The organism is Campylobacter sp. W0066.2, from assembly GCF_024723515.1.
Lineage (GTDB): Bacteria > Campylobacterota > Campylobacteria > Campylobacterales > Campylobacteraceae > Campylobacter_D.
This window is the reverse complement of record NZ_JANQCV010000012.1, coordinates 1-12,685: the sequence shown is the minus strand read 5'-3', so window position 1 is coordinate 12,685 and position 12,685 is coordinate 1. Positions and strand designations below refer to the sequence as shown.

Below are 12,685 nucleotides of genomic sequence, written 5' to 3'. Positions count from 1 at the left end.
AATGTCAAATATCCAAGCAGGCGATGCTTTAAACTTACTAAGCATCGCTCCACAAAATGAAAATCCTAGCAAAGAAAGTACTAATTCACAAAGCGATAGAGAGGAATTTTTAAATTCCTTATTGCAAGCAATAAATGAAAAAGATGGAAGTATATCAAAAGACTTTAAAGCACCACAAAAAGAGAACACAAGCAAAGATAAAGACTTAAAAGAAACCAATGATAAACTTTCACTAGATGAAAAAGATGCTATAAAGCTTTTTGAAGGTGCAAGTTTTATGCAAATTCTTTCTTTATTAGAGGTTTTACAAAGCGATAGCAAGGATATAAAATTAAACAAACTTGTCCAAGATAATACTGCTATTTTAGCTCTTGAAAAAAACTTGCACAAGCTAAAAAATATAAAAAATATTAATGAGCTTTTTAATGTAGCAAAAGAGCTTGGATTAAACATAAAAAATATAAAATTTGAGCAAATTAAAGATTTAAAAGAAGCCTTTCCAAATTTAGACAAAAAAGGCTTTTTTAAAACACCAAATTTAAATAATAAAGACTTAATTGAACCACAAAAACAAAACAATACTAATGTTTTTCAAGATTTAATCAATCAAAAAATTACCAAACTTTTAAAAGAAGAACCAAATACAAACAAAAATGCAAAAAGCAAAGAAAATAAAGGTGTTTCTTTGCTTTCTTCTGCTTTAAAAAATATAGAACTTCCAAAAAAAGATATAAAAGCAAAAGAAAATATTCAAAACATAGATTTTAAAGAAAAATTAGTAGAAAAAATTCAAGATAACAAAGAAATCAAAGACACAAAAAATATAAAAAATATTAGTAAAAATGATAAACTAAACGATATTGAGCTTATCAATCTAACTCAAAATTCAAACTTAAAAAAAGAAATTAAAGACAAAGAAAAGATAGATTTTAAAGAAATATTAAAAAATGAAAAGCTAACCACTAGCGAAGATAACTTTAGTAAAAAAATAAGTTCTGTTTTAGAAAATTCAAAAGATTTAAAAACCAAATTAACAAATACAAAAAATATCCAAAATTTACAAAATCAAAATCAAGATTTGAAAATTAACTTAGAAAATTTACTAAACACTCAAGACAAACAATTAAAAACAGACAAAAATACTCAAAACACAGACAATTTTAGTGATATTTTTAAAAGCACTAAAGAAGTTATAAAAGATGAAAAAGATCATAGTGAGGAAAATTTAAATTCTTATGTGAAAGAAATGAATAGAGTTTCTAATAATTTTATAAAAAATCAAAATATTCCTATGAAAGAAACTTTCAATGATTTTGCTCAAGAATTTAAAGAAAAACTAGAAAGCTATAAAGCGCCTATAACTCGCTTTAGTATAACTCTAAACCCGCACAATCTAGGAGAAGTAGAAGTCACTTTAGTCCAAAGAGGATCTAACCTAAACATCAGCTTTAATTCTAATCAAAATACTTTAAATCTTTTCATACAGCATCAAGCTGAGTTTAAAAATGCTCTTGTAAATATGGGCTTTACAAATTTAGAAATGAATTTTAACAACCAAGAAAGAAAAGAGCAAAATAATCCACAAAAACAAAAAAACAACAATAATAAAGAAGATAAGGTGAATTTTGAAAAAGAAATTCAAGAAAAACCAAGCTTAGAGATGGTTTTAGCTAAGTATTTTTAGTATGGAATATTTTTTGCTTTAAGCTTTAAAAACATATAAAAAAGGATTTTTATGTCAAATATAAATACACAAACTCTTCAAGGTCCTTTAGCAGCACTTAACACCAAAGATATGCCAAATGCTAAAGGAAATGCTAGAGCTGGGGAAGGCGATAGTGGGTTGATTTATAACCCTGGAGCAGAACTAGACAAGGATGCATTTTTAAAGCTTCTTTTGATAGAACTTCAACATCAAGATCCAACTGATCCTATGGATACTGAAAAAATGCTTACTCAAACAGCACAACTTTCAGCACTTGAAATGCAAGATAATACTAATAAAACTATGACTCAGCTTGTAGTAGCAATGACTAAATTACAAAATTCTATTGCAGCAAGTACTGGTATGAGTGCATTAGCTGCGGTTGGAAAACTTGCAACGGTTAAGGATAATTATCTTGTAGTGGCAGATGATGATATACAATTTCAAATTAATATGTATTTACCACAAGAACCACAAAAAGGTAAAAAAACTGATATTGATATTGAAGGTTTTGAACTTAAGAAAAATGGCGAGGATAAACTAGATATCACGGGTAAGGTAGATAAAGAAATAGCAGGTCCTGGAGAAACTATATATGTAAAATTAGTTGATGATAAAGGCCAAGAAGAAACTGTTAAAGCAGTAGTTGGAGAAGATCAAACCTTTAAGGTTATAGGACATACTCCAAGCGTTGATATCAAAACAGCTAAGATTGATTCAGCTTATAAATCAGATAGTGAACCTGTAACATTTACTATTTATAACGAAGCAGGCGATCCTGTAAGAACAATGAAAGTTAAAGATATGACTGCTGGTATGAAACAAATTGTTTGGGATAGAACCGATGATAGTGGAAATCCTGTACCATCTGGCAAATACTATGTAAGAGCAAACTATATAGGCGAAGATGGAACAACAGTAAACTCAACTTATGGTGCATACCCAATTACCGGTGTTAAATTTGAAGATGGCGAAGCTCTAGTTGGTATGGGCGGTAGCTGGGTTAAATGGGAAGATATTAAAGAAATTACAGGATAAAATCATGTTTACAGCATTTTATAATGGGGTAAATGGAGTAAAATCCCAAAGTTATGGTATAGATAATACTGCTCATAATATAAGCAATGTTAATACAGTCGGTTTTAAATACTCTGATGTAGCTTTCAAAGATGTATTTTATAGCACCGTAACAACGCAATCATATAATAAAGGTCAAACTGGTTATGGTAGTGTAGCAGGAGCTACTAATGATATTTTTGAACAAGGACCATTAGTTTCTACTGATAATGAATTTGATGTGGCTATTGCTGGAAAAGGATTTTTTGGTGTAAGTAATGGCAATGGGGTTTATTATACTAGAAATGGTGCTTTTAAACCTGATGCAAATGGCTTTTTAGTAGATTCAAACGGAAATTATGTGCTTGGAACTATGAATCCATCATTAAAAGAAATTCAACTAAGCGATAGGGTTTCAAATATGTTTGGTCAAGTTATGGGACAAAAAGTTACCACAGCTTGGAGTGGAACACCTGGGCAAAATTTCCAAATGGGTGGAGTTAATACTCAAGGACCTATTTCTGTACCTAAAAATCTTTATTTGCCACCTCAGTCAACACAAAATATCACTTGGAGTGGCAATTTAGACACAAGCACAAAAACAGAAGCTGTAAATATAGATGTAGATGCTTCTAAATTTGAATTTAGTAAAAATGAAGATGGTAGTGTAAAAATTTCAGGTAGTGTAAAAGATGAGCAAATTTATGGCTTAAAACCTGGCGATACTATATATTTTAAAATCACCGATGAAAAAGGTGCTAGTCAAACATTGCAAGCTACTTTAGATGAAAATTTAGCTTTTAGCATTGATAATCAAAAACTAGATAAAGTAGACTTAGAAACAGCTAAATTAGAATCATCTCATTTAAGCGTAGAAAAAGAAGTAGCTGATAGTTCAGAACTTTCTGCAAAACTAATCAATCCTGATGGTTCTATTAGTTGGGTAAGAGTTAAATTAGATAGAGTTTTGCCACAAAATGGCACAGACTTAGAATACAAAGCCGTTGCACAAGTGTATGGTAACGATGGCAATAAAATAGGTGGAACTACCGAGGGTTTAATCACCTTTAATGAAGCTGGAGCTTTAGTTTCTAATACCTTAAATTCGGTAGATAACAACGGTACAAGAGTTAATATAAATCTTGGTTCATATTATGATCCAAATATACCAAATTCAGGTTATGATGGACTTCATGCCTTACAAAACAAACAACCTTCAGTGCATACGCAAACAGATGGCAAGGGCGAGGGGTTTTTAAATAATTATTCTATTAACACAGATGGTACTATCATAGCCACTTTTACTAATGGGGATCAAATAGCTATGGCAAAACTTGCTTTGTTTAATTTTACAAACGAGCAAGGCTTAGAAAAGCTAGGAGAAAATCTTTATGGACAAACTAGCAACAGTGGCAATCCAACCTTTTTGCTTGATGCTAATGGAAATTTCAGCACAGCAACCTTTAAAGGCTCTTATTTAGAACAATCTAATGTAGATTTATCGGTAGCTTTTACAAATTTAATCACTTTACAAAAAGCTTATGATTCAAGCAGTAAAAGTATCACAACAGCTGATCAAATGATACAAAAAGCAATCAACATGAAACGCTAATTTTAGCCTTTCATGATGGTTCTTTTGAATTTTTTTCTAAAATATATTTTATTTCTTGCTCAAAAAACTCATAAACTCTAAGTTGCACTAAAGCTTCTTCTTCGTTTTTATCCATCAAACGCTCAAGCCTATGAAAATTAATCTTTTTTGCATATCTTGGATTTTTCTTTAAAAGCAAAGCAATATTTTTAAGTAAAGCATCTAAACTAAGCTCATTTTTTAAAACTCTATCTACGTATTCTTTAGAAGTTTGTACTAAGATAGCTTGTCTACTTTTATCATTTGGATAAACTTCGTTTGCAATATCAGCTAAAACTTGCCAAATTTCTGCTTTTATATTTTTATTTGCCACGATAATAGCAGCAAAAGATTTTGCTCTAAATTCTAAAGACAAATGACTAGGAACAAAAAATTCTCTAAATTTAGATAAAAAGTTTGCAAATATACTCAACATACTTCACCTCAATTTTTTTTAAGATATTTTAAGATATTATTTCAACTGCCTTCTCTTAGACCTGTGCAATGCTATTTTTAAGCACCGCTTCAGGGTGGGAACACAGCAGAGCACTTAGACTTAGTGTGTGCCGCAGTCATCTGGGAGAGGGTTTTTAAAGTTTAAAATACCCTTTAATATCCTCACAAATTCTAAAGAAATTTACCCCATTAATAGTCGGATTTGTTTTAAAATACTCATACATTCCTACAAAACCACTTTCAAGCTCTTTAGACTTTACTCCATAGCTAATTGACAAAGCTGCTTCTATAAAAGCTGCTAATTTATCACAATACTTCAAAGCCTTTCCATCAATAGCCTTAAAACGATCCTCATTTACCGCATCTAAACTACCACTATAAACACTTGGCTTGTTATTGAAAATACGATTTTCAAATTCATTTTTTACAAAGGCACTTTCTTCATTTTGTCCTTCTCTAATACCAAGTATATAGCTAAATTCTTCTCTAAAAGATAGTGGTATAAAAGGTAAAATTTTCTCATTAATAAGCTTCATTTCATATTCATTGATGATTTCATTTAAACCATCTATGCCATATTTTACCGGAGAGATAATATCTCTAGTTAAACTTTCAGGCAAATCATGAAACAAAGCGCAATAAAAATTGCTTTCTATTCTACCATCGCATGCTTTTACTTCTAAAGAATAAAAATAAGACAAAATAGCTACCACAAGCATATGTCCCAAAACGGCAGTTTCAGGAATCCTTGGGGTTTGCGCCCATCTTTTTTGAAAACGCAAGCGTCCGCTTAGATCGATTATTTTAGAAATTTTTTGATTAAGAGCTATTTTTCTTGCACCGATTAATTCATAATAATCTTCTAATTCTTCTTCAACCTTAGCCTTAATCTCATCGATATCACTTAAAAACGAGCTAGTTTGATAAACTATATTAAACTCCCACCTTGTCGCAAAATACGAAGCAGCTTTTAAAATAAGCCTTTCTTTCGCATAATCTTTACCTTGTAAAAAAAGCTCATAGCGTTTTAAAAACTCACCATTTTCAATATCTTGAATCATCGGTGCGATTTTACTTAACACCCAAGCGCTTACCTGCTCATTTTTTGCACGCGTTATTTCATGATATACATCAGGGCGTATATCAGTCACTACTACCCTACTTAAAAACTCAAAAATCCCCGCTTCTATGATAAAGCGCATATTGACATCTTTTTCCATTTTAGCAATGAAATAAGCAATGATGAATTTATGCGCTTGTTTATCAAGCTCGACTAAATTTGTCATTCTAGGATAATCATTCCACCTTGATATAGAAGCAGCTTTAAAAATATGCTCTATTAATTCTACACTAATCATTTATTTCCTTTTTTTGCTGTGATTTTACTTTATTTTATAATCTTTAGCAAATTTTAGATATATTTGGAAATGAATTAGAGTGATTAAAAAATTTCTCTATCGCTTAACTTAAGATAAATTTCATCATTTTTACTAAGTTCTTTATGATGATAAATACTAAAAATATGTCCTTCCAAACTCACACTTAGCTCATAAAAATCCCCATAAAATACACATTCTAAAACGCTAGCTTTTAGAGGGGTTTGTGAAGTTGAAATTTGTATATCATTGGGGCGTAAAATGCCATTTTTACTTTGTAAATATGCTTTGAAATTCTCATCTAAAATTGTATTTGGATCTATAAAAAATGCTTCTCCCAAAAAGCAAGCACTATCTATATTTTTAGGCTTATAAAAAAGCTCTTTAGCACTTCCATAGTCTAAAATTTTTCCATCCTTAATCAAAGCGATATTATCTGATAAGTAAAAAGCATCGTCTTTATCATGCGTAACAAAAATAGCACTAAGCTTATGCTCTTTTAAGATATTTTTGATTTCTTTGCGCATTTTAACGCTTAAAGTGTGATTTAAATTTGAAAAAGGCTCATCAAAAAGTATGATTTTTAGCCTTGCAACTATGGTTCTTGCTAGTGCTACTCTTTGGGCTTGCCCACCGCTTAGTTCATTTGGATAGCGCTTTAAAAGTGCATTTAAATTTAAAATTTCTAAAACTTCATCAAGTCTTTGTTTTTGCTCGTTTTTACTTAAAGAGCTTATACCAAAGCATATATTTTCTTCTACATTTAAATGCGGAAACAAAGCATAGTCTTGAAACAAAACTCCCACATCACGCTCTTGCGGGGCTAAATACACACTCTTAGAAGCAACTAGTTTACCCCCTATATAAATACTACCATCATTGATTTCAAAAAAACCAGCTATACAACCAAGCAAGGAACTCTTACCACAGCCACTTTCTCCCAAAATACTGACAATCTCGCCTTCTCTTAAACTCAAAGAAATTCCTTTTAAAACCTCTGTTTTTCCGAAAGATTTGTAAAGATTGTCAATTTTTAAGATTTCCATTATTGTCCTTTTTGGTTGTTTTTATTTTGCAAATAATGCATTAAAAATGTAGGGATAATCCCAAATAATACTATAATCAAAGATGGCAAAGAAACATTATAAATTAACTCATTTTCACTATAAGCAAATACAAGCGATGAAAGCGTTTGAAAACCTGAAGGTGAAAGTATAGTTGAAATAGGCAATTCTTTTAAAATATCCACACAAATAATCACCACAGCTAAAGCTAAATAATGCTTCATCAAAGGAAAATAAATTTGAGTGAAAATTTTAAATGGTTTTGATTTTAAGGTTAAATTTGCATAGTCTATGTTTTTAGAAATTCGCTCATAGCCTGATTGAGTTGCAAAAACCCCTGAAGCCAAAAATCTCACAAAGTATCCAAAAAACAGCACTAAAAATCCACCACCTATGGCATACTCAAAAGATAAAAGATCAAAAATATAATTTAACGCACCCAAAATCACTAAAATTCCCACAGCTACCACAGCTCCAGGTAAAGAATACCCCAAAGTCGTAAGCCAAAGGATGATTTTAGAAGCTTTTGTATCATTTAAACGCACCACAAAACACAAATAAAATGCCACTCCCACAATAGCAAAAGAACTCACCAAAGCTACGCTAAGACTATAAAATGCAGGTGTTAAGACATTGCTTAAATTTTGCATAAAATCAAACCCAGCCCAATAAACAAGCCACATAATAGGCACAACAAAGGCTAAAAATGCTACTAAAAAGCACCATAAAAAGGCTAAAAATGCCTTAAAGCCTTTTAACTCATCTTTTGGAGTAGGTAAAAATACATTTTGATTAAAACCTTTTTTACCTCTTTGAATTTTTTCTAAAAGCATTAAAAGTGCGATAAACACAAGCAAAGCCACGCTTAAAGCCACAGCACTCACTTCATCACCACCGCTTCCCCATGTTCTAAAAATTCCTGCACTAAAAGTATCTACGCCAAAATACGCCACCAAGCCATAATCACTCAAAACCTCCATAGCCACTAACAGCAAAGCACCCACTATACCCACACGGCAAAATGGCAAAATCACTTTAAAAAATGTTTTTAAATTAGAAGCCTTAAGTGTTTTAGCACTTAAAATGATATTTCCAAGTCCATAAGCAAAAGTATTTTTAGCAAAAAAATACACATAAGGATAAAGCGCAAAAGATAAAATCACAATCACACCATATGCATTCATGATATCTATACGCCTATCAACACCTAAAAGCGTGGGAATTAAACCTTGAAATTCAAATAAATCAATCCAAACAAAACCCATCACATAAGAAGGTATAGCCAAAGGTAAAATCAAAAACCATTCAAAAAATTTCGAGCCAAAAAATTTATAAAAAGCTATCAAATAAGCACTAACTAAACCTATAATCAAACACAGCACTAAAGTACCAAACAATATAAAAGCACTACCAAAAATATATCGTGGCAAGACATTTTTACTCAAATGTTTTAAGGTGTTAATATCTATAAAAGGAAGGTGTAAGATAATAGCAAGTATAGGCAGTATGATTAAACTACAGAAAAAAAAGGTGGCAAAAGACCACCTTAGACTTAAAAATTTCAAATTTTATTTTTCCTTAAAATTATTTCCATTGAACTTCATCAAAAATCATTAAAGCTTCTTTAGCATTACCCCAGTAAGCTTCAAAATTTGGTTTTTCGATTTTAAACTCACCCCATGATTGTAAAATTTTAGCAGGTTTTACTTCTTTATTTACCGGATATTCATAATTTTGGTTTGTTAAAATTTCTTGCGCTTCTTTTGAAAGCATAAACTCGATAAATTTAACCGCAGCTTCTTTATTTTTAGAAGTTTTTAAAACACCTATACCACTTACATTGATATGTGTTCCTCTATCATCTTGGTTTGGAAAAATCACTTTTACTGAATTTGCAGCTTCAACATCTTTAGGATTTTTTGAGTTTGCTAAATGTCCTAGATAATAACTATTTGATATAGCTACATCGCCTTCTTTTGCGTAAATCGCACGAATTTGATCACGATCCCCACCCTTTGGAGTGCGTGCAAGATTATTTGCTATGCCTTGAGCCCATTCTTTTGCTTTTTCTTTACCCAAGGTATCAATCATTGCACTTAGTAAAGAGATATTATAAACATTATTTGAACTTCTTACTAAAACTTTACCTTTAAATTTAGGATCAGTTAAATCTTCATAAGTTTTAATCTCTCCATCTTTAATTCTATCTTTAGAAGCGATGATGATTCTTGCTCTTGTTGTAAAAGCATACCATTCGTTGTTTTTACCTCTCAATTCTTTTGGAGAAAGTTTTTCTAACTCAGGTGAGCTAACTGAAACAAAAAGATTATTTGTGCGAACTTGTTCTAAATTTCCCGCATCAGCAGTCATAAATAAATCTGCTTTTGAATTTTTACCCTCAACCTCTAATCTTTTAGCAAGCTCATTAGCTTTAGCTTGCACCACATTTACACTAATGCCTGTTTTTTCTTGAAATAATTTGAAAATTCCTTTATCGCTATCATAATGACGATGAGAATAAATCGTAAGCTCTTGAGCGCTTAAACTCATAGCAGCTAGTAAAGATAGTAAAACTACTTTTGCTTTCATTTTATAAATTTCCTTAATTTTAAATTTTGAAATTGATAAGGATTATTATATTAATAATTCACTTTATATTTACTTAAATTGATACACATAATCATTTTAAAATAAAATGATACAAAATTAACATAAATCAAGATATTTTTTCTCTTATTTTTATATAATCATAAAAAATACAATATACAAAGGAGAAAAAATGACACAAGAACAAATTCAAATCATCAAAGACTGCGTGCCGATTTTACAAAAAAATGGCGAAGTTTTAACTAAAGAATTTTATAAAATCATGTTCGAAGAGTACCCTGAAGTAAAACCTATGTTTAATATGGAAAAACAAGCTTCAGGCGAGCAACCAAAAGCTTTAGCAATGGCTATTTTAATGGCGGCAAAAAATGTAGAAAATTTAGAAAATATGAGAAGCTTTGTTGATAAAGTAGCTATCACTCATACAAAATTAAATGTCAAAGAAGAACATTATCCTATAGTCGGTGCTTGTCTTTTAAAGGCTATTAAAGTAGTACTAAATGCAGATGAAACTACGCTAAAAGCTTGGGAAGAAGCTTACAAAGCTATCGCACAATTTTACATAGACATTGAAAAAGAAATTTATGCAAAAGCTAAGTAATCATAGGCTTTGATTTTCAAAGCCTATTTTAAAAACGCTATCCCTGCTTTAGCTATTTTTACATCCTCATCTAAGTGTGCTCCACCCACACCTATACCACCAACAACAACTCCATCTATAAAAATCGGCACCCCACCAGGCATAATAGAAAACTTATCATCTAAATAACGAATATCTTCAGGTATTTTACCCTCTTTTACACCTTTAAAAATAATCGCTGTTTCTCTTTTTTGTGAAGTGGCTGTGTAAGCTTTTTTATAACTAGCATTAAGCGTATGCACACCCGCTTTATCATCTCTTAAAACCGCTAAAATTTGACCAGATTTATCTACTATGGTAATACTTACATAAAAGCTATTTTTTCTTGCTTCTTTCTTTGCAAGCTCCAAAATCCCTTCAACCATTTGTGTAGTTAGCACAGGCTCTTTTACAAGCTCAAAAGATTTTGCCATTAAACTTACTCCTAAAAATACACATAAAATAAGTAATTTTTTCATTTTTTTCCTTTAAAATTTTTCTACCGCATTTTTTGCTAGTTCTTTTATATTGCCTTTTAATTCACAAATTTGACCATTTTGTGCGAGTAAAATTCTATCAGCCATATCAAAATACACATCATCATGAGTTATAGCAAATATAGTAATACCTTTTTGCTTTAAAAGTGGCAAAAGTTTAGTATAAAAAAACTTTCTAAACATAGGATCTTGATCAGCGGCCCACTCATCTAAGATCAAAATATCTCTTTTTTCAAGCAAAACATTAAGCATAGCTAGACGCTTTTTTTGTCCAGCTGAAAGTTTTATAGTACTAAAAGTATTTTCTACAAGCTCTACTTTTTCATTTAGCTCTAAAATTTCAAGCCAATATGCTAAATCCTCTTTGCTAAATTTCTCATCTTCTAAAACATGCTCAAACAAATGAAAATCACTAAAAATAGCACTAATTAAACTTCTATACTCATAAATATTTTCTGAAGTTATTTTTTCATCATCTAAAAAAATACTTCCTTTAAAGTCTGTAAAAAGCCCTGCTAAAATCATAGAAAAAGTAGATTTACCACTACCGTTTTTACCTATTAAAAATACACATTCGCCTTTTTTAAGCTCAAAATTTAAAGGTTTTAGTGCAAATTTTTCATTGTATGCAAAAGACACATCCTTAAAAGAAAGTTTTTGCCAAGTTTTTTTATTTTGACTGAGTTTAAACTCATGAGAATAATTTTCTAAATTTAAATTTGAAATTTTATCTAAAGCGATTTTTGCCATCATAAGCGTAGGAAAACTTCCTATCATAGCTCCAAGTGGCGCTCTTAAAAAAAGCACACTCAAAGCAATAGTCGTAGCACTTTGCAAACTAGCAAGTTCATAGCTTAAAGCTATATAAAACTCCACTCCTACTAAAGCTAACATAGCACTATTGCTCCAGTTGTTAGATAAAATATGCAAGATATTTCCCATAGCGGAACTTTTTTTCTTTTTCAGAGCATTTTTTTCAAACTCATTTTCATAATAATACTTCGCCCTTAAAGGATTTAAGGTTAGTTCCTTATGTCCTTGTAAAATATTTTGATAGTTTTTTTGCAAAGCATCATCATTTTCTCTAGCATTTTTAAAATAAAAATACACTTTGCTCATCAAAAAATTATCTACCAAAAAAACACACACTATCCATGCTAAACACAAAAAGAAAATTTCTAAAGAAAGGTAAGCTATGTAAGCACTTACACAAATAATTAAAACACTTGATTGTATAAATTCAGGAAGTCTTAAAAGTCCAAAAGAAATACTACGCACATCATTATTTAAAGAAGCTAAAATCTTTGCTTTGGTGGTGTTTAAAATACTCAAAACACTTGTATCTAAAATTTGCTTTACAACCATTCTTTGCATTTTAAAAATAAAACTTTGCCCAAACGAGCTTAGAGCAATTTCTACAAAAGAAGAACTCGCAAAAAACACAAGCAATAAAAGTACAAAATACACAATGATATTTGAGTTTTCAAGACTAGTTTTTAATAAAAACTCATTGATAAAAACTAAAGTCAATACACCTAATATACTCGTAAAAATACTAAAAAGCAAAAAAAGAATGATTTTTAATTTATTTTCTTTAAAAAGTATCAATATAAATTGCATATCAAAAAAACCTATAATATAATAAATATTATATACTAGAATACACAATAGTAAT

11 protein-coding genes and 1 other RNA gene are annotated in these 12,685 nt (G+C 30.4%); 5 read left to right on the top strand and 7 right to left on the bottom strand.

Annotated features, from left to right (window positions below; genetic code table 11):
- Position 1 precedes the first annotated feature (1 nt).
- The 3 genes from fliK to CAMP18498_RS06340 are packed head-to-tail and all read left to right on the top strand — an operon-like array spanning position 2 to position 4,373.
- Positions 2-1,684 (top strand): flagellar hook-length control protein FliK, encoded by a 1,683-nt coding sequence (fliK, locus tag CAMP18498_RS06355; RefSeq protein WP_337198040.1) that lies wholly within the window; start codon positions 2-4, stop codon positions 1,682-1,684.
- Between the two features lie 51 nt (positions 1,685-1,735).
- Positions 1,736-2,743, top strand: coding sequence for a flagellar hook capping FlgD N-terminal domain-containing protein (locus CAMP18498_RS08005; RefSeq protein ID WP_442867725.1), 1,008 nt, complete (start codon positions 1,736-1,738; stop codon positions 2,741-2,743).
- Between the two features lie 4 nt (positions 2,744-2,747).
- On the top strand, positions 2,748-4,373 hold the full coding sequence (locus tag CAMP18498_RS06340) for a flagellar hook protein FlgE (RefSeq protein ID WP_337198039.1): 1,626 nt from the start codon (positions 2,748-2,750) through the stop codon (positions 4,371-4,373).
- Between the two features lie 10 nt (positions 4,374-4,383).
- On the opposite strand, the gene CAMP18498_RS06335 is transcribed toward CAMP18498_RS06340, so the two are convergent.
- Positions 4,384-4,827 (bottom strand): hypothetical protein, encoded by a 444-nt coding sequence (locus CAMP18498_RS06335; protein ID WP_337198038.1) that lies wholly within the window; start codon positions 4,825-4,827, stop codon positions 4,384-4,386.
- Between the two features lie 52 nt (positions 4,828-4,879).
- Here CAMP18498_RS06335 and ffs point away from each other — a divergent pair.
- Positions 4,880-4,977: signal recognition particle sRNA small type (ffs, locus tag CAMP18498_RS06330), an RNA gene on the top strand.
- 4 nt (positions 4,978-4,981) lie between these two features.
- On the opposite strand, the gene CAMP18498_RS06325 is transcribed toward ffs, so the two are convergent.
- The 4 genes from CAMP18498_RS06325 to CAMP18498_RS06310 all read right to left on the bottom strand — a co-directional run bounded on the left by CAMP18498_RS06325 (position 4,982) and on the right by CAMP18498_RS06310 (position 9,876).
- A complete protein-coding gene (locus tag CAMP18498_RS06325; RefSeq protein WP_039629186.1) occupies positions 4,982-6,205 on the bottom strand; it encodes an HD domain-containing protein in 1,224 nt (407 codons plus the stop codon).
- Between the two features lie 83 nt (positions 6,206-6,288).
- Positions 6,289-7,269, bottom strand: coding sequence for an ABC transporter ATP-binding protein (locus CAMP18498_RS06320; protein ID WP_337198037.1), 981 nt, complete (start codon positions 7,267-7,269; stop codon positions 6,289-6,291).
- Positions 7,269-8,852, bottom strand: coding sequence for an ABC transporter permease (locus tag CAMP18498_RS06315; RefSeq protein ID WP_337198036.1), 1,584 nt, complete (start codon positions 8,850-8,852; stop codon positions 7,269-7,271). Before CAMP18498_RS06315 ends, CAMP18498_RS06320 begins: the two co-directional genes overlap by 1 nt.
- A gap of 19 nt (positions 8,853-8,871) precedes the next feature.
- Positions 8,872-9,876 (bottom strand): extracellular solute-binding protein, encoded by a 1,005-nt coding sequence (locus CAMP18498_RS06310; RefSeq protein ID WP_263675022.1) that lies wholly within the window; start codon positions 9,874-9,876, stop codon positions 8,872-8,874.
- A 190-nt stretch (positions 9,877-10,066) separates the two neighbouring features.
- Between CAMP18498_RS06310 and cgb the strand changes: the two genes are divergently transcribed.
- Positions 10,067-10,495 carry a single-domain globin Cgb gene (gene cgb / locus CAMP18498_RS06305; RefSeq protein WP_263677516.1) on the top strand — a complete coding sequence of 143 codons (429 nt, stop codon included), beginning with the start codon at positions 10,067-10,069 and terminating at the stop codon, positions 10,493-10,495.
- Between the two features lie 23 nt (positions 10,496-10,518).
- Here cgb and CAMP18498_RS06300 read toward each other — a convergent pair whose 3' ends face one another.
- The gene (locus CAMP18498_RS06300) at positions 10,519-10,992 is read right to left on the bottom strand and encodes a GlcG/HbpS family heme-binding protein (protein WP_337198035.1); all 474 of its coding nucleotides are present in this window, start codon (positions 10,990-10,992) and stop codon (positions 10,519-10,521) included.
- 9 nt (positions 10,993-11,001) lie between these two features.
- Positions 11,002-12,630, bottom strand: coding sequence for a multidrug ABC transporter permease/ATP-binding protein (locus CAMP18498_RS06295; protein ID WP_337198034.1), 1,629 nt, complete (start codon positions 12,628-12,630; stop codon positions 11,002-11,004).
- Positions 12,631-12,685 lie beyond the last annotated feature (55 nt).

Excerpts from the sequence above, each read along its gene's own strand:
- CAMP18498_RS06325 (WP_039629186.1), bottom strand. The coding sequence starts at position 6,205 with ATGATTAGTGTAGAATTAATAGAGCATATTTTTAAAGCTGCTTCTATA.
- CAMP18498_RS06295 (WP_337198034.1), bottom strand. The coding sequence starts at position 12,630 with ATGCAATTTATATTGATACTTTTTAAAGAAAATAAATTAAAAATCATT.
- fliK (WP_337198040.1), top strand. The coding sequence starts at position 2 with ATGTCAAATATCCAAGCAGGCGATGCTTTAAACTTACTAAGCATCGCT.
- CAMP18498_RS06320 (WP_337198037.1), bottom strand. The coding sequence starts at position 7,269 with ATGGAAATCTTAAAAATTGACAATCTTTACAAATCTTTCGGAAAAACA.
- CAMP18498_RS06310 (WP_263675022.1), bottom strand. The coding sequence starts at position 9,876 with ATGAAAGCAAAAGTAGTTTTACTATCTTTACTAGCTGCTATGAGTTTA.
- cgb (WP_263677516.1), top strand. The coding sequence starts at position 10,067 with ATGACACAAGAACAAATTCAAATCATCAAAGACTGCGTGCCGATTTTA.
- CAMP18498_RS08005 (WP_442867725.1), top strand. The coding sequence starts at position 1,736 with ATGTCAAATATAAATACACAAACTCTTCAAGGTCCTTTAGCAGCACTT.
- CAMP18498_RS06300 (WP_337198035.1), bottom strand. The coding sequence starts at position 10,992 with ATGAAAAAATTACTTATTTTATGTGTATTTTTAGGAGTAAGTTTAATG.
- CAMP18498_RS06340 (WP_337198039.1), top strand. The coding sequence starts at position 2,748 with ATGTTTACAGCATTTTATAATGGGGTAAATGGAGTAAAATCCCAAAGT.
- CAMP18498_RS06335 (WP_337198038.1), bottom strand. The coding sequence starts at position 4,827 with ATGTTGAGTATATTTGCAAACTTTTTATCTAAATTTAGAGAATTTTTT.